Origin of the sequence: Bdellovibrio sp. BCCA, from assembly GCF_037996825.1 — a bacterium.
Lineage (GTDB): Bacteria > Bdellovibrionota > Bdellovibrionia > Bdellovibrionales > Bdellovibrionaceae > Bdellovibrio.
Map to the genome: position 1 here is coordinate 3,244,378 of NZ_JBBNAC010000001.1, position 15,942 is coordinate 3,260,319.

The 15,942-nt window shown below is 44.9% G+C and carries 14 protein-coding genes; 5 read left to right on the top strand and 9 right to left on the bottom strand.

Annotated features, from left to right (window positions below):
- Nucleotides 1-50: 50 nt before the first annotated feature.
- Nucleotides 51-659 (bottom strand): hypothetical protein, encoded by a 609-nt coding sequence (locus tag AAAA78_RS15660; protein ID WP_340593007.1) that lies wholly within the window; start codon nucleotides 657-659, stop codon nucleotides 51-53.
- The gene (locus AAAA78_RS15665) at nucleotides 656-1,987 is read right to left on the bottom strand and encodes a hypothetical protein (RefSeq protein ID WP_340593008.1); all 1,332 of its coding nucleotides are present in this window, start codon (nucleotides 1,985-1,987) and stop codon (nucleotides 656-658) included. Before AAAA78_RS15665 ends, AAAA78_RS15660 begins: the two co-directional genes overlap by 4 nt.
- A gap of 175 nt (nucleotides 1,988-2,162) precedes the next feature.
- Here AAAA78_RS15665 and AAAA78_RS15670 point away from each other — a divergent pair, with 175 nt between their 5' ends.
- From AAAA78_RS15670 to AAAA78_RS15680, 3 genes are all read left to right on the top strand, one after another.
- Entirely contained in the window at nucleotides 2,163-4,457 is a 2,295-nt protein-coding gene (locus AAAA78_RS15670; RefSeq protein WP_340593009.1) for an ATP-dependent helicase, read from the top strand.
- A gap of 87 nt (nucleotides 4,458-4,544) precedes the next feature.
- On the top strand, nucleotides 4,545-5,054 hold the full coding sequence (locus tag AAAA78_RS15675; protein ID WP_340593011.1) for a hypothetical protein: 510 nt from the start codon (nucleotides 4,545-4,547) through the stop codon (nucleotides 5,052-5,054).
- Between the two features lie 149 nt (nucleotides 5,055-5,203).
- A complete protein-coding gene (locus tag AAAA78_RS15680; RefSeq protein WP_340593012.1) occupies nucleotides 5,204-5,671 on the top strand; it encodes a hypothetical protein in 468 nt (155 codons plus the stop codon).
- Between the two features lie 39 nt (nucleotides 5,672-5,710).
- Here the strand turns inward: AAAA78_RS15680 and AAAA78_RS15685 are convergent, their stop codons facing one another.
- Nucleotides 5,711-6,544 carry a flagellin N-terminal helical domain-containing protein gene (locus AAAA78_RS15685; protein ID WP_340593013.1) on the bottom strand — a complete coding sequence of 278 codons (834 nt, stop codon included), beginning with the start codon at nucleotides 6,542-6,544 and terminating at the stop codon, nucleotides 5,711-5,713.
- 156 nt (nucleotides 6,545-6,700) lie between these two features.
- Nucleotides 6,701-7,891 carry a KamA family radical SAM protein gene (locus tag AAAA78_RS15690; protein WP_295899377.1) on the bottom strand — a complete coding sequence of 397 codons (1,191 nt, stop codon included), beginning with the start codon at nucleotides 7,889-7,891 and terminating at the stop codon, nucleotides 6,701-6,703.
- A gap of 318 nt (nucleotides 7,892-8,209) precedes the next feature.
- Here AAAA78_RS15690 and AAAA78_RS15695 point away from each other — a divergent pair, with 318 nt between their 5' ends.
- Nucleotides 8,210-9,610 (top strand): hypothetical protein, encoded by a 1,401-nt coding sequence (locus AAAA78_RS15695; protein ID WP_340593014.1) that lies wholly within the window; start codon nucleotides 8,210-8,212, stop codon nucleotides 9,608-9,610.
- 31 nt (nucleotides 9,611-9,641) lie between these two features.
- Here AAAA78_RS15695 and AAAA78_RS15700 read toward each other — a convergent pair whose 3' ends face one another.
- From AAAA78_RS15700 to AAAA78_RS15715, 4 genes are all read right to left on the bottom strand, one after another.
- Nucleotides 9,642-9,968 carry a hypothetical protein gene (locus tag AAAA78_RS15700; RefSeq protein ID WP_340593016.1) on the bottom strand — a complete coding sequence of 109 codons (327 nt, stop codon included), beginning with the start codon at nucleotides 9,966-9,968 and terminating at the stop codon, nucleotides 9,642-9,644.
- Between the two features lie 11 nt (nucleotides 9,969-9,979).
- Nucleotides 9,980-10,357, bottom strand: a complete 378-nt coding sequence (locus tag AAAA78_RS15705) for a hypothetical protein (RefSeq protein WP_340593017.1) — start codon at nucleotides 10,355-10,357, stop codon at nucleotides 9,980-9,982.
- Between the two features lie 196 nt (nucleotides 10,358-10,553).
- Nucleotides 10,554-11,948, bottom strand: a complete 1,395-nt coding sequence (locus AAAA78_RS15710; protein WP_340593019.1) for an alginate export family protein — start codon at nucleotides 11,946-11,948, stop codon at nucleotides 10,554-10,556.
- A gap of 4 nt (nucleotides 11,949-11,952) precedes the next feature.
- Nucleotides 11,953-12,549 carry a co-chaperone GroES gene (locus AAAA78_RS15715; RefSeq protein WP_340593020.1) on the bottom strand — a complete coding sequence of 199 codons (597 nt, stop codon included), beginning with the start codon at nucleotides 12,547-12,549 and terminating at the stop codon, nucleotides 11,953-11,955.
- A 131-nt stretch (nucleotides 12,550-12,680) separates the two neighbouring features.
- On the opposite strand from AAAA78_RS15715, the gene AAAA78_RS15720 reads away from it, so the two are divergent.
- The gene (locus tag AAAA78_RS15720) at nucleotides 12,681-14,951 is read left to right on the top strand and encodes a transglycosylase domain-containing protein (protein WP_340593022.1); all 2,271 of its coding nucleotides are present in this window, start codon (nucleotides 12,681-12,683) and stop codon (nucleotides 14,949-14,951) included.
- On the opposite strand, the gene AAAA78_RS15725 is transcribed toward AAAA78_RS15720, so the two are convergent.
- The gene (locus AAAA78_RS15725) at nucleotides 14,948-15,919 is read right to left on the bottom strand and encodes an MBL fold metallo-hydrolase (RefSeq protein WP_340593023.1); all 972 of its coding nucleotides are present in this window, start codon (nucleotides 15,917-15,919) and stop codon (nucleotides 14,948-14,950) included. The two genes, AAAA78_RS15720 and AAAA78_RS15725, sit on opposite strands and share 4 nt — an antisense overlap.
- Nucleotides 15,920-15,942: the final 23 nt, after the last annotated feature.

Consider the following 15,942-nt stretch of genomic DNA (forward strand, 5'->3'; position numbering starts at 1 on the left):
AACCACTGTGAGATTAAATATGTACTTTGATGACACAAGACAAGAGTCTACTAAAGTGCCAATTGAAATCCTAAACGCAGAACGGCGCTCCACACAGGATTCGGATCAAAATCCGAAGCAAACAAAGCGCGACCCTCAAGACCACCGACGAATCCAAAATCTTTGTTAACATTCAATGCGAGTTCTCCGCCAACAGAAACACCCGACATAAATTTCGGATTGCTTTTATCTGTGCGAGAACTTCCCATCAATGTTGTGACGATTTCTTCTTCGTAAAGACCTACACCACCGCCAGCATAAAGAGTGGAATCCACGCTGCGGTTTGGATTTGTGCCGTTAAAGAAATGATAGCGGCCCCACACTACTAAGTCCGTGTGAGTTCGGCCGATGGAAGAAGTTGTATTTCCCGTATTTTCTTCAAAGCGCGCATATTCTGTGAGAACACTGAACTTACGCATCTGCAAAGCCAGAGCGAAGTTTAAGGGCTTGCGATCCACGAGTTCCTGAGAATCACCGCGCTCGAAACGCATTTCAGGATTTAATAAAAAAACTTTTAAAATATTGGGATCTTCATTCAAAGAGGGCATCTTCGCGCGAGAAACTTGGGCATTTGCAAAACCCGCAAATGTAAAGACAACAATGAACAGCCAAGCCCTCATTGCTCCTCACCTTGCGCCGGAGTTTTCTCTACGGCTTGTTTTTCGATTTTGCCGTTTTTACAAGAGAAAGTTTCAGTCGTCAGCTCTTGAGAATTCGTAAGAACCTGGGCCAAGAATGAACATTCGTTTTCAGTGAGTGTTCCAAAATTCTCGACCAAGGCGTTCACAAATTTTTCAGAAGTATAATACTCATCACTTAAGACTTTAAAATCTTCTTTGATCTTAGGAAGAGTTTTAACAAGGATCTTCGCTAGGTCTTTACGTGCTTGCAAAGGTTCTATTTTGCGATCTTTGGCATAGATGTCTGTAAGACGCTTCATGAAACGAGAAAACTGTGTCGCCAAAGAATAGGCAAAACCCACAGAGTAATCTTTCATTTTTTTGTTATCGCCAGATGAGTAGAACAGTTTAAGAGACCGCAACAAAGACTCACGGCTTGGAAGCGAGTTCACAGAAGTTTCGTCCGCAACCTTCAAAGAGCGCGTTGATTTTTCACTTGGTAAAGATTGAGCGATGAAGTCAGGATTGCCTGTGTACATCCAGCCCCAGAAGTCCGCTAATCCTTCGTTCAACCCGCGTGTCATTGCTACGTGGTAGTAAAAATGAAGAGTGTCTTCATCCATTTCACGACCAGGACGAGCGATCGGTAAGATATCTAATCTTTGACGAGTCGACAGATCTTCGTTCACGTCTGTGATTTTTAAAAACTCATCACGATTGTGAACGCTGCCTTTGTAAGGCGATTCAGGAAGAACCAATTTGTAAAACAGAGAGTGGAAATGTTCGTGCGCAAGAATTCCACCGTTGATCGCAATCGGAAGACCGTTTTGTGTGTATGGCACAAACAACATCGAATCCGTCACACCATCATAAAATGCATTATTACGAACGCCGCCTTTAACTTTCACAGCCACACCAATATCACGCGGCCATTTGTTCACACCACCGGCCCCTAACTCTTCGTCAAGCTCTGCCAGTTTTTGCATGTGCGCGTACACTGTCACCAATTGCTGGGTGATTTCGTTAGCAGGAATATATTCGCCGTTTTTGTTTTTGATAAAACGAGCATTCGGAGCATGACCATCCAAGCGATTGTTCACGATACGAGGACTTAAGAAAAACTTCACAAAGCGACCGGCCACAGTTTGCAGATCTTCGATGCCTTTAAGCTCAATGACGCCCAAAGAGTAACTGCTTTGCGAATTGTTCATTGGCGCCAAAACACGAACGTCGCCACTTTCCTGCGCCGAATTAGGCGAAGGAGCGCAAGCTCCAAGTGTCGTCGTTATGAGAATTGCCGCTGTGATCCGGCTAAAAACGCGCTTCACAAAATCCTCTCTAAGCACTATAAACGGAGGGTCCCTCTCGCTCATTGACTTATTGCGTTATAGTTATAGTGAAAAAGGGCAAAAATCTCAATGAAAACTTGAGGATAGACAAACTTTGTCAGTCTCACTAAAGTTTCGACACTGAACAAAGCCAACCAGGATCGGACGAGCCCCCATGGATGTACTTGATTTTGTTACCAAAAATCTAAACCCCTCGCAAAAAGACGCGGTGGAGACTCTTGAGGGTCCTCTGTTGATTTTGGCGGGCGCGGGCTCTGGGAAGACCCGAGTGCTCACTCACCGCATGGCCAACATCATCGGCCAAGGAGTCGCCGCTCCGGATGAAATCCTTTGCGTGACCTTTACGAACAAGGCCGCCAAAGAGATGGAGCACCGTATTTACAAGATCATGGCTGACATGGGTGCGCGCATTCACTCTCAGCTTTGGATTAACACTTTCCATAGTTTTTGCGTGCGTGTTTTGCGTCAGCACATCACGCTTTTGGACTATAAACCCTTCTTTGGAATCTACGATTCTTCGGACACTTTAAGCCAAATTAAAAAAGTCATGGTGGCCTTGGACATCAACGACAAGATGTACCCGCCTAAGAATTTCCAAAGCCGTATCAGCCAAGCTAAAATGTTGGGACTGACTCCGGAAGGTTTAGAGAAAAATTCCCGCCGTTTGATGGATGCAAAAACGGTGGAGGTCTATAAGGCCTACGAAAAAGAGATGAAGAAAGCCAACAGTTTGGATTTCGATGATCTCTTGATGAAGACTTATGAACTTTTCCGAATGTACCCTGACGTTCTTAAAATGTATCAGGAGAAATTTAAGTTCATCATGGTGGATGAGTATCAAGACACCAACCACATTCAATACTTGATCGTAAGAATGCTTGCAGACGCTCATCGCAACCTATGTGTTGTCGGCGATGAAGATCAGTCGATCTATAGCTGGCGTGGTGCAGATATCAAAAACATTTTGGATTTTGAAAAAGACTTCCGTGAAGCGAAAGTCGTGAAGCTCGAAGAAAACTATCGCTCTTCAGCAAACATTGTGAATGCTGCAACGGCTGTTATTAAAAACAATACAGAAAGAAAAGATAAAACTCTTTTCACTTCCAATGATGCCGGTGACTTGATTCACGTTCGTGAAGAGAAAAACGAATACGACGAAGCGCGCTTTGTTGCTAAGACCATTCAGTCGATGATGAACGAGGGCGAAGGCTCTTACAACGACTACGCCATTTTTTATCGCACGAATGCGCAATCACGTGTACTCGAAGAACAGCTTCGCACAATGGCGATTCCGTATCGTTTGGTCGGCGGTGTTCGCTTCTATGAGCGCATGGAAATCAAAGACATGCTTTCGTACATGAAGCTTGCGATCAATCCGGCGGACGATATTGCGCTTAAGCGTATTATCAACGTTCCTGCACGCGGGATCGGCAAAACGACGATTGAAAAAATCGAAGAGTATGCGGCTCACCATGGCCTGAGCATGTACATTGCCGCGCAAAAGGCTTGCGACGAACGCTTATTCAACGCGGGCACAACGGGAAAAATCCGTCGCTTCCTAGAACTGATGGACGAGTTGCAAACAAATGCCACGACTTTCAAGCTTGTTGATTTCTATCACATCGTTTTAGATCGTTCTGAATATCTAACTGCTCTAAAAAAAGATGAGTCTCCAGAATCACAAGCTCGTATCGAAAACTTAGAAGAACTCGACAACGCCATTGCTCAATTTGCAAAAGAGCGCGGTGACGAAGCGACTCTCACAAGTTTCCTTGAAGAGATGGCCTTGGTGAGTGATGTGGATTCTTTAGATCAAGAGCAAAATTCTGTGACGATGATGACTCTGCATATCTCCAAAGGTTTGGAGTATCCGTATGTCTTCGTTGTGGGTCTTGAAGAAAACTTATTCCCAAGCGCTCGCAGCCTGGATAACGACGGCGAAGAAGACGTGGAAGAAGAACGCCGTTTGGCGTATGTCGGTATGACTCGCGCTCGTCAGAAGCTGTGGCTCACCTACGCCAAGATGCGTCGCGTATGGGGGCAAGAGCAGTTCAATCCTCCATCGCGTTTTATCAAAGAAATTCCGCAAGAGTATATCGACTTTAAAACGGCCGCTGAGGGACCGCGCTTTGTTTCTCGCTATGGTTCGAGTTCTTACGATGAAGACAGTGCTTTCTCAAGCCCTCGCTGGGGATCAACGGGATCTGATCGCAATAAAGCGCGCAGAGAAGCCTTCGATGACAGCCAGGATTTCCCTGACTATGAAAATGAAGGCGCAAACCAGGCCGCTCCATTCGCAAAAGGCATGCGCGTAAGACATCCCACGTTTGGCGCAGGCACTGTTTACGCAACTGAAGGAACTGGCGAGAACTTCAAAGTCAGCGTTATGTTCACCGACAACACTGTTAAGAAGTTCGTGGTGAAATACGCACGCTTAGAACGCATTTAATATTTTGATATTGAGCACCAAATGTATTTTTGTGTTGCAAAAAAACTGCTTCACGACAAACCTTGTTCGGCTACCTTAGGAGGTTTTGTGAAAAAGTTTATCGTATGTGCATGTTTATTGGCTTCTTCTGTTTCATTTGCCCAAAGACCAGCTGCTACTAGATACGTAGCTTCTTACGGCAACAAAGCTGCAAGCATCAGTCTTGGTATGACAAGCTCTGCTTTGAATATCGGTGGCAGAATGGAATTCAGCAATGAACAAGGTGCTTTTGGTGGTTATGTATTCCTTCAAACTGAGAAAAAAGATGCCGCTGTACCACAGGTTTTGACTTTCGGTGGTCACTCTTTGATCAAGCTTGTTGATGCATCTAACGTAAATGCATACATCGCTCCAGGCATCGGCATCTCTATGATCAAAATGGAAGGTCAAGATGACGTAACTGCGGTAGGACCAAGCTTCAGATACGGCGCTCAAATGAAATTGGGCAACGTTGGTGGTGCAATCGGTATCGAGCGCCTAGAAGTATGGAACTGGTTTGACAGCAAATCTGCTGCAAGCGCAGCATTCACTTCTGCTGTTTACACTTTCAACTTCTAATTTTTTTAAAGTTGAACTGTCTGATGAAAAAAGCCCGACATAGTTCGGGCTTTTTTCATTTTAAAACACCAAAGAACCGGACGTGCTCTTAGTCTTGTTAGAGTCGCGTAAGATTGCCGCCTTACGGGTGAACTTGTTAGTGTTTTTATATGACTACACTTCAAAGAATCATCCTTGCTGCTTTGTTTTTACTTCCTAGTTTTAGCTTCGCCGCTCCTGCGGGTTTTTCTTTTGTGAACGCAAAAGAAATCAAAGAAGATGACGTCACTTTCACTTATCAATCCAATGACGGAACCTTTGAACTTAAGTGCACACATGTTTTTGATCAGCCTGAGTTGTCCGACTGGGATGTCTGGTGCGGTAAAGGCACAAAGATGCTTCGCCAGTTCCGCGTGCACTTCTTAGTTCGTCAGTATCAGAGCAAGGCGGCTGACCGCTCTGCTTTTGAAGTTTTGTATTGGGTGATTGATCGCGATCAACATATGTCCAAAGCTTTTTCGTCAACCAGCTCTTGGATTCAGTTTAGAAACTTGTCGAACCTTGAAAAGATGTCTTTCAGTCAAGGCGTAGAAAACGATTATGCTTATCTGACTGTGGAACTAAAGCCCACGAAATAAAAAAGAGGATGGTCAAAGACCATCCCCTAACGGAAGAATCTAGCCAATCAGTTTTAAAGCTAATTGATTGGCTTGGTTTGCCTGCGCAAGAACTGAAGTCCCGGCCTGCAATAAAATATTGTTTCGAACCATTTCACTTGAAGCCGCTGCCACATCCGTATCACGAATACGACTGTTTGCTGCTGACAAGTTTTCTTGAGTCACACCTAAGTTGTCTGCGGTGGACGTCAAACGGTTTTGTAAGGCACCCATGTAAGCTCTTGTCCCGCTCACTGCTGTTTGGGCTGTGTCGAGTTTCGTCAAAGCTTCTTGAGCACCTTCTTTGGAAGAAAAATCAATGCCTTCAAGTCCCAAGGCATCCAATGTTGCCGCGTTTTTTCCGGCATCAAACGTGATACGATCTGCAAACGGATCGTTACCAATGCCTACTTGAAAATCAAATGCAGGCGCCGATCCATCTAAAAGTTTTGTCGTACCCCACGTAGTGGATTTAGCAATCCTCTGCATTTCATCTTTAAGCTGCAAAACTTCTTTATTGAGCATACCGCGCTCTTTTTCACCGACAGTGTCTGAAGCGGCTTGAATCCCTAACTCACGCAATCGAACAATGATATTTCCAATTTCATTCAATCCACCTTCGGCAGTTTGAATCATTGAGATACCATCATTGGCATTTCTTTGCGCTTGGCTTGCAGAACGAATCTGCGCTTTCAATCTTTCAGAAATCGCCAAACCCGCAGCGTCGTCCGCCGCTTTATTAATACGACTTCCGGAAGCAAGCTTTGCCATCGAATCGTTGATCGCGCGTTGCGATCCTACCAGATTTCGTTGCGCATTGAGTGCCGCGATATTTGTCGTAACTCTCATTCCCATAACTGTCCCCGTAATAACCTGGCCAACTTTTCGGGAATTGAGGATCGAACTTCACGAGACTATCGAATAAATTTTTCGAGTGAAATTAAATGGATGCTTGTTTTAAAAGGCGAGTCTTGTGTAAGAGTGATTCATTTCTGTGTCTCAGCGTGAGAACTAAATAGAGAAATTCTTAGAATCTTTCAATGAAGCCCATTCTGCTTCATACATCGAAGCATCGGGTTTTCTGATTTTTTCAGGAGCTGGACTGACGTATTCCGCATGCACTCCATCCCAACCAACATAACGACGCGTGAGACCTTCTTGTCCTACTTGGAAATTTGGCACAAGATAAGTTTTTCCTCCGCCATCGGGAATATCTACAGCCAAATTCGGCATCGCAAGGCCCGAGAGATGACCCCACAATTCTTTTTGAATCTCCAATGAGTCCTCGACGGACGTGCGCAAGTGATCTGTGCCAAGCGAAGGATCGCACTGGAACATGTAATAAGGCTTCACACGCAAGAACAACAGACGACGACTGAGAGCTTGAATGATCGCTGGATGATTGTTGATTCCGTTTAAAAGAACCATTTGATTCATCACAGGCACACCGTTATCGACAAATCTTTCAAGAGCCTCGACAGCTTCCGCCGTCAACTCACGAGGATGATTAAAGTGCGACATCAAAAACACAGGCTTGTGCTTTTTCAGAATCTTCACAAGATCATCCGTCACACGCATAGGGCACACCACGGGCATACGTGTTCCGATACGAATGATTTCAACATGCTCAATGCGACGAAGATCGCCGAGCACGCGATCCAGTTGTGCGTCACTCACAGTGAGTGGATCCCCGCCGGACAAAATCACTTCACGAATACCGGGATGAGAGCGAATGTAAGCTAATGCTTGTTCATACTCTTCATTGCGAATGAACGCTTGCTCTTGTCCCGTAAAATGTTTGCGCGTGCAGAAACGGCAATAGACACTGCAAATATCCGTAATCAAAAACAACACGCGATCGGAATAGCGATGAATCACGCGAGGTGCGGGATTGTTTTTTCTTTCTCCTAAAGGATCGAGCATTTGTTGCGCACCGTCTTCGATTTCAAAACGATGAGGCATCAGAATCTGACGAATGGAATCGCCCGGCTCCCCTGCAAGACTTGCGTAGTACGGTGTCGTACGAATATTAAAAAGTTCTTTCCCTTCCGCAAACGCCGCCTTTTCATCTTGAGACAACTCAAAATGTTTTTCGAAATCCGTTTGTGATTTAAGAGAATGGCGAAGCTGCCAAGTCCAATTATTCCAATCAGACTCTGCGATATGTTCTGGCTTAGGGCTTCGAGGGAAATGAAACTTCACGAGCTGGTTATGAATGAAAGATTCCGCTTAGGCAAGGTGCCTTTTTAGTGCCGCAAAGGGGCTCTTTTGCGGGGTTTTTAAAAAGTCCCGATCGACAGCTCTAAGTTATTGAGATCAGGTGTCTTTTCAACCTTCTCAGAGTGGGACACCAGAAGTTTGACAAGCACACCTTCTCTCGCAGCTCTTCTCAACATGAGAACTCTTAGGCATTTCGATGACTTAACTCCCCTGGCATGAGTTGGCTTTTTTGGCCCGGCCCTCGCTTTACATCAAGGTAGGAAAAAGGGTCTGGATGTGCCCTAAACAATAGGAGGACTTATGAAAACTTTCACTCACCCACATAAGAAATGGGTCATGACAGGAGCACTGCTCGCTGTTCTTGGTTTCAATGTATCTTTTAACAATCACTCTCAAGATGGAATCGCATCAGCAGAGTTTGCTTCAACAGTCGCTGAAGGCGTTGTTCAAGGCAAAATCTATACTGCTAAAGGCGTTGTTCCTGTGAAGTACATCGATAACGGTGAAGACAAAGTCCTTGCCATCGTTCCAAAGAAAATGACTGAAGGAAAAGTATGCGAAACTTGCGGTTTCGACTCGATTTCACTTAGTGTTAAAAACAAAGAAGATATCGACGCTTTGAATGTTGAACTAATGAAAGCAATGGAAAAGCAACTCAAAGCTGAGAAGCCTGCTGTTGCGACTACTGCTGAATCAACAACAGAAGGACAAGAGGGAGAAGAGAAAATTAAGAAGAGTCCTCTTGATGGCATTGTAAAAGCTTGCAGCCGCCGTACAGATAAAGATGCAGAACTCACTTGTATTAAAGATAAATATCTCAAAGTGCTTTCGGACAAAAAAGTTTCTAAAGACGTTGAAGCAGGCGAAGCTCTTGATTTCTATAAAACTGAAATCCAAGCTCGTCTTCTTAAACAGATTTCTGAAGCTCGTAAATCGGCATCTCGAACTCGCAGAGCTTACGTAGGTCAAGATTCGCTATGGCGCTTGGAATCAGATGAATCCTTCGACGACTCTGAAACAACGATTAAAAATGCCGGTGATGTCATTGCAGATTTGATTCGCGATGTCCCTGGCAAATATGAATCTGTGCGCAGAGCACTTTTGAGTGCACAGTCTGACATTCTTAAATACGAAGCAGCTCAATACAGAAATGCCTTTACAAGAGAAGTGAACTCAAAAGATCCAAGTGAATATCCATACCTGGTTGCTGAAAGACAAGCTGTAGGACAAGAGCTTAACTACATGTACGACGTGATGAATTCAAAAACTCAGAATGCGATCTACGATGCTTACAGCAATGACAATATCTCTATTGATCTTAGAAATCAGTACGCGAAATATCTTTCTGATTTCAACGCGAGATTAATGGAAGCTGTGACAGGTAAAGGCGATCTTCTCAATGGCATCACGGCAACTCCAGCTTTCGACATCAGCGGTCGCTTGGCAAATCCAGGTCGCAACGCAGGAACAGTAGTCGTTCCGACAACTCCAGGTGGTATTTCTTCAAGAACAGGCGCAACTTTAAATGCGACAGGACAAACGATCTTGGTACCAGTTCAAGTTCCAGCAGGAACAACAACAATGCCACAAATCGGAATTCCAGCGCAAAATAACGGAGTGAGTTTTGGGACAATCGGACCTGCATCTGCAGAGTCTCTAAGAATGAGAACCGAAATCCAAAATCGCTTCCCACGTCAATAATAAGACGACTGACCTCAATCCTCCAACGGGTTCACGACGAGCCCGTTTTCCTTTTTTTTAAAACCTTTTGTTTTAAAACACCAACAACCGACATCAAAACGCCACCGCCGATGCCGCCGCTGGCGATGGCTGCAATAAGAGCACTCATATTGAGTGTGCCCGCCTGACTTGTGAGTGGAATCGAGTCAGCTCCGTCTCCGCCTAACATTCCCAAAACGATAGCACCTGCAGCCCCTCCCAAAAGACCCACAAAAGAGTTTCCTGTTGCTCCTAGACTGAATTTTTTAAATGAAGAGCCCGCGACATTTCCACCGATAACTCCGCTGATGATTGGAATAAGTATGGCCGCCCAATTCACGATCTTCCCTCCTAGCGCATAAAAATGCGAATCTGCACAGGCTCACCGGGCTGTAGTGTTGTTACGTACATTCTGACGGCGATGATTTTTGATTTTTCAAAGGTGTCGGTGACTTCGGCATTCAAACTGTAATCACCTTCAAGGTGCCAAACCGGTAAAGACATTCTTTCGTCTGTGACGACTTCAGCTCTTTGTATTCTTACGCCCGTACTCTGAACCAAGACCCGCACTTCTGAAAAATCTTGTCGATTGTTAGTTACGCCGATATTTCGATAAGTAGGTTGTTCGGCAGACACTGTGGCAAAGGCCACTTCTTTCCAAGGTACGTCGGCTTGAGCTGAAAGGCCGGTCATCAGAACGGTTGAGAGAATTAAAAAAATCTTTTTCATAACTCCTCCCAAATCAAATGATATAAGGCCCGGAGTTATTGTCCATAGAGATGTAGCAAGTGTGCCCTTTTGCAAAAGACAGACAGCAAATAAAAAAAATCCCGGGGGACTTTCGCCCCCCGGGCCCTGCTCACCACCAAACAAAATGTAATCAAGTAGTCATCAAGCTGTCGTACAAGTTGCAATCACGTCGTAATCAAAAGCTGATGGCGGCTTTAGATGCAAATCCAAATGTGAAACCGTTCCCCAACCCGTCGTTGCCATTTTTCCAAGCCTCGCCAGGGAAGAGAAGACCGACCTGATTCACCCACTGAATTCTTTCACTCGGCTTGTAAATCACTTCGATATCCCATTCTAGGCCCAGATCTTTTGCAGAATCAACAGAGTTTTTTACTGTATTCAATAATTGTCCGTAAACGAGTGTGTTGCGAACATCTACACGATCATTCCATGCATAACCAACTGACGGAGCGATGTACATCGCATTGCTGATGGATTCATCATCCGCAGAATTTCCAACATTCAAAGTTGTCGTGTTTTTGTAAACGTCTGTGTTCAAGAAATCTCTTTGCCCCAAACGATGATTGAAAAGAAGCATTCCCGCATCATAGTTACGGTTGAACGCATAACCACCGAAGTCCGTTGAAGATGGATCATCACCTGTTGCCATGCCCAGTTTCAATTTCCAGTCCCATTTTGACTCTGCACGAGGGATGTAAAGCTCGGCTGCGATACCGTAGCCATTCACGCTGACATCTTGAGTTCCCTTTGTCACACCTGTTTCACCAGATTGGAAACCGGCTTCAAGTTTGAATCCGAAAGAATCAAAACCACGACCCAAAACAAAGTTTGTTCTTTGCATGTTCAGACTTGAGTTCACGCCATCACCGCCAAAAGCAGCGATTTGATTTGCATCGTAACCCAAAACTTCTTTCACACCTTTGACGTTTTCTTGGTAAACGCCGATCAAAGATTTATTTTCTTCACTTTCATATTGAAGTTGGAAACCTTGAGTTGTGATTGTGCCACCTTGACCGAACCCACTGGATTGTTTGCGAGAAAGAACCGGCATGATGAACCAGTCACCGATCACAACTTTGTACGCCACCATATCGCGAGTGTCATACCAGTGATCAAATGCGCCCTTACCCGCGCTGTAAGTCATGCCCAAACCGAATTCAAAGGGAGCGCGACCTACAATCAAAGCGCCGTACTCTTGATTTACGTTCAAGTACAACTGGCTGACTTTGATATCTGTAGAACCCTGGTTTTCAGCGTTGCCCGGATTGGTATTTGTATTCATGCCCCAGATTTCACCGACTTGAGAGTTCGGATAAGCGCTGCTGTTTAGCACATCAAAGCGAGAGATGATATTCACCCCATCAGCCGCGATGATTTTTGGACTCAAGTAAAGGTAGTTCAAACCATAAGCTTTTCTTTGCGTGGGTGTTGCCAAAGAAGGACGATCCACTTCGGTCCATTCAAAGCGGTAACCACCATTCCAATCCAAACTCATGGCATTGGCAGTTGTGGACAAAAGAGCCACAGAAAGACCTAAAGCTTTCAAAAGATTTTTTTTCAGCATTTTCATTCCTTTATTTTGCAACGACACCCATCACATCCCCTTCACGAAGGATGATCAGGTCTTCATTTTGAATTTTAATTTTTGAACCCGCGTATTCAGAGAAAACAACGCGGTCGCCGACTTGAACGTCCATAGGACGAACGTGGCCTTTTTTGCCCATATGACCGCGGCCGACAGCCACGACATATCCTTCCAGATTTCCCGAAGTGTCCGCGACCGTATCAGGAATGTACAAACCACCTGGAGTCATTTTTTCCGCACCAGATACTTGCACCAAAATACGATCATCCAACGGAGTTACAAAACCACTGAGATCCAATTTTTTCGCAGGAACCGCCGCTTTCATCAAATGAGATGCCGCAGGTTTTGCCGCCGTCATTTTTTTCGCTGGAGCTTTTTTCGACACTGCTTTTTTTACGGCAGACTTCTTAGTCACAGTTTTTTTAACTGCCGTTTTCTTCGCAGACGCTTTTTTAGCAACGGCCTTTTTTGCTTTCGCAGGTGCCGCGGATTTTTTTGTTACTTTTTTAGGAGTTTTTTTTGAGACGGTCTTTTTAGCGACCTTTTTCACATTGGCTTTTTTAGCAGAAGCTTTCTTCTTAGCCACAACCAATCCTTTCATCCAAACAAGCTTTGAAAAATAAAAGCAGCTTATTTGCTTCAGAGAGAGTTTCGTACTACTCTTTATGTATGTTGCGACCACGATTAAAGACCATTTTAATTGCTTTTACAATCCTTGTGACGCTTGTAATCATCTGCGGGCTTGGGATTGCCGGATATTCTTACTTCGCTCTTGAAAAAGAACTCACTGCCAAGTTGGAATCTAAAAAGTTCATCGTTCCGACGGAATTCTACGCAGCTCCGCCAACTTTTTATTCTCATAGCGTGATCAAAATCAGTGATATCGAAAAGCAACTTCTGCGTCAGAACTATCGACGCCGCGACTACGACCAACGACTTTTACCCGGTGATTATTTTATAGCCAATCGCGAACAGTGCGCGTCCCGTTTGCAAGTGGGACTCAATGAAAATCAAGACGGATGTATCGGTTGGGTGACGATGGAAACTCCGACCCGCGATGTGGATAGCTCCATCCAGGTTGTCGTTGTTCAAAAAGATCAGCTTGTTTCACAAATTTTTAAAGGCGCACCGTTTGTTGAAGTTCCCGAAGCCCTCGCCGAAGCACCTCTTCTTGCACAATATATCGGCAACGAACCTTTGATGCAGAAAACGGTGACTTTAAGTGATGTTCCTCCGATGTGCTCAAACGCCATCATGTCCATCGAAGATGCTCAGTTTTTAGAACACGGTGGAGTCAGCATCAAAGGGATCTTCCGGGCCCTGGTAAAAAACATCACAACGGGTAGAAAAGCTCAAGGTGGCAGCACCATCACTCAACAGCTCGTAAAAAACTATTTCTTAACGAGCGAAAGAACTTTGAAACGCAAGTTCAACGAATTCATTATGTCGATTCTTTTGGAGTCCCGTTTCAGCAAAGACGAAATCCTTGAAACCTATCTGAACGTTATTTACATGGGACAAAACGGCGCCTTTCAAGTGCGCGGTTACGGTTCAGCAGCCCGCTACTATTTCGGAAAAGAGTTGATGGACCTGAACTTGAGCGAATGCTCTTTGCTTGCAGCCATTGTCAACAGCCCCGGACTTTTCAACCCGTTTAAAAAACCAGTGAATGCAGAAAGACGCCGCCACTTGGTTTTGGAAAAAATGAAAGAGTTTGAGTACATCACGCAAGCTCAAGCGGAAGAAGCCGACAAAACACCACTCCCTAGTGAACCTCGCACTTTGGCGTCGGAAACAGCGCCTTATTATCTCGATGCCGTTCGCAAGCAGTTGCAAAGTCAGGGATTAAATCCAGATGGATTAAAAATTTATACGGCTCTTGATTTGGAAGCCCAGGAAGTCGCCCAAGAATCTTTACGAAATCATTTGGATCAACTTGAGAAAAATAATAAATACATCAGCGGCCTCAAAGCAAAAGGCAATAGCCTTGAAGGCAGTATTCTCGTAGGCAACAACAAAACAGGCCTCGTGAGTGTTGTGGTCGGCGGTCGCAACTACCGAATGACACAGTTCAATCGCGCCATTGATGGACACCGCCAAATTGGTTCAATCATGAAACCGTTCGTTTATCTTACGGCGCTTATCAATGACACCGACGAAGGCGCGCCTTATACGCCGATCACACTTTTGAACGATGAAAAGTTCACTTACAAATACGAGGGCCAAGCGTGGTCACCGGATAACTACGGAAAAAAATATTTCGGCACAGTTCCCATGTTCTATGCTTTGAAAAATTCTCTCAATGCCGCGACGGCATCTTTGGGAATTAAAGTCGGTTTAGGAAATGTCATTGATATTACTCACGCGGCAGGTGTGACTTCGGAACTTAAATCCTTTCCCGCTATGACCTTAGGAGCTTTTGAAATGTACCCGCGCGAAGTTTTGCAAAGCTATATGACTTTCGCAAACATGGGGAAGAAACAAAACATGTCTTTCATTCGCAGAGCCTTGAATTCCGATGGACAGGAAGTTTTCATTCACCAACCTTCTCCTGAACAAGCCGTTGATGCGGCGGCCACGGCAAGCCTTGTGAGCATGATGAAACAAACTGTCCTTTCCGGAACAGCTCGCTCCATCACATTGAATGGATTTTTTAATCCCGCCGCCGGAAAAACCGGAACCACCAGTGATAACAGAGACGCTTGGTTCTCTGGATTCACACCTTATCTTACGACCGTGGTGTGGGTTGGTTATGACAACAATCTTCCGCATAAATTGACCGGTTCCAATGGCGCTGTTCCTGTATGGACTCAGTTCATGAAAAAAATTGGAATCCGTTTCCCTGCCGATGATTTTGCATGGCCGGAAAACACGAAAAAAGTTTTGCTCGATCAAAAAACTTTGGAAGGACTGAACGCGTTTAGAGAAAACGATCCAAGTCAGGTTGAACTGATCTTTGACGAAGCCAAAGTTCCCAGTGGATTTTAAAGTTTAATTTCAAGGCCTTCGTGGGCAAAGTCCCACGCAACGGCCGACTGCTGGCCGCTGTTCTGTATCTCGCGAGACTCATAGTATTCGCGAGTCTGCCGTTTAAGCTCTAACACATGTTCAATACGCGCCCCTGGATCGTGATGAGCAAAAAGAATTTTCTTAATACCTTCACGAAGGGCGATATCTAATCCGACTTGGGCAGCACTGTGACCCCAGTTCGCCTTTTCAGCCAACTCCGGCAAGGTGTATTGCGCATCGAAATACATCAAATCAATGTTTTGATAAAGGGGAAGGTCCTCGCCCAGCTCTTCGCGAGTGATGCGAGTTCCTTCGGTATCTACGCAGTGTGAATATGTTTTTCCACCAGATTCCACCTTAAGACCCCAACAAGGATCTGGATGATCTAATTTGTACGGCGTGATTGTAAAATCATCGAGCTGATAAGGCTTTCGTGGCTCAAGGACATGGAAAACAATTTTCGCTTTCAACGCCTCAAACGGAACCGGGAAATACGGACGACAAAAAATACCGCGAATCAGTTTTTCCAATTCAGGTTGCACGGCGTAGTAATGAACTTCACAACCGGGGATAAAATGCGGAGTAAAAAAAGGTAAACCGATAACATGGTCCCAATGAAAATGAGTCATGAAAATATGAAACGGGCCTTTCGATCTGCCAGTTGTGCCCGTCATAATTTTTTCACTGAGATTGCGAATGCCGCTGCCGCCGTCAATGATCAATTGAGATTTCTGACTTTGGACTTCCACACACGTTGTCGCTGCACCATAACCACCTAAAAGTGGCGTTTCAATATTTTGGATGTACCTAGAGACTTGCGATGGATCACGATAACCCATAGCAAAAAAATTCCTTAACACTCCTTCGATGTGATAAGTCCAATCAGTAGGTGGTGGAGCAGATGGTAACGATCCCCGGACGCCCCAAAATTTAATCGTCAGCGACATGGAAACAGAATGACCTGTTTGTA

Coding starts and splice junctions, on each gene's coding strand:
- AAAA78_RS15710 (WP_340593019.1), bottom strand. CDS start 11,948: ATGAAAATGCTGAAAAAAAATCTTTTGAAAGCTTTAGGTCTTTCTGTG.
- AAAA78_RS15705 (WP_340593017.1), bottom strand. CDS start 10,357: ATGAAAAAGATTTTTTTAATTCTCTCAACCGTTCTGATGACCGGCCTT.
- AAAA78_RS15695 (WP_340593014.1), top strand. CDS start 8,210: ATGAAAACTTTCACTCACCCACATAAGAAATGGGTCATGACAGGAGCA.
- AAAA78_RS15660 (WP_340593007.1), bottom strand. CDS start 659: ATGAGGGCTTGGCTGTTCATTGTTGTCTTTACATTTGCGGGTTTTGCA.
- AAAA78_RS15685 (WP_340593013.1), bottom strand. CDS start 6,544: ATGGGAATGAGAGTTACGACAAATATCGCGGCACTCAATGCGCAACGA.
- AAAA78_RS15680 (WP_340593012.1), top strand. CDS start 5,204: ATGACTACACTTCAAAGAATCATCCTTGCTGCTTTGTTTTTACTTCCT.
- AAAA78_RS15725 (WP_340593023.1), bottom strand. CDS start 15,919: ATGTCGCTGACGATTAAATTTTGGGGCGTCCGGGGATCGTTACCATCT.
- AAAA78_RS15670 (WP_340593009.1), top strand. CDS start 2,163: ATGGATGTACTTGATTTTGTTACCAAAAATCTAAACCCCTCGCAAAAA.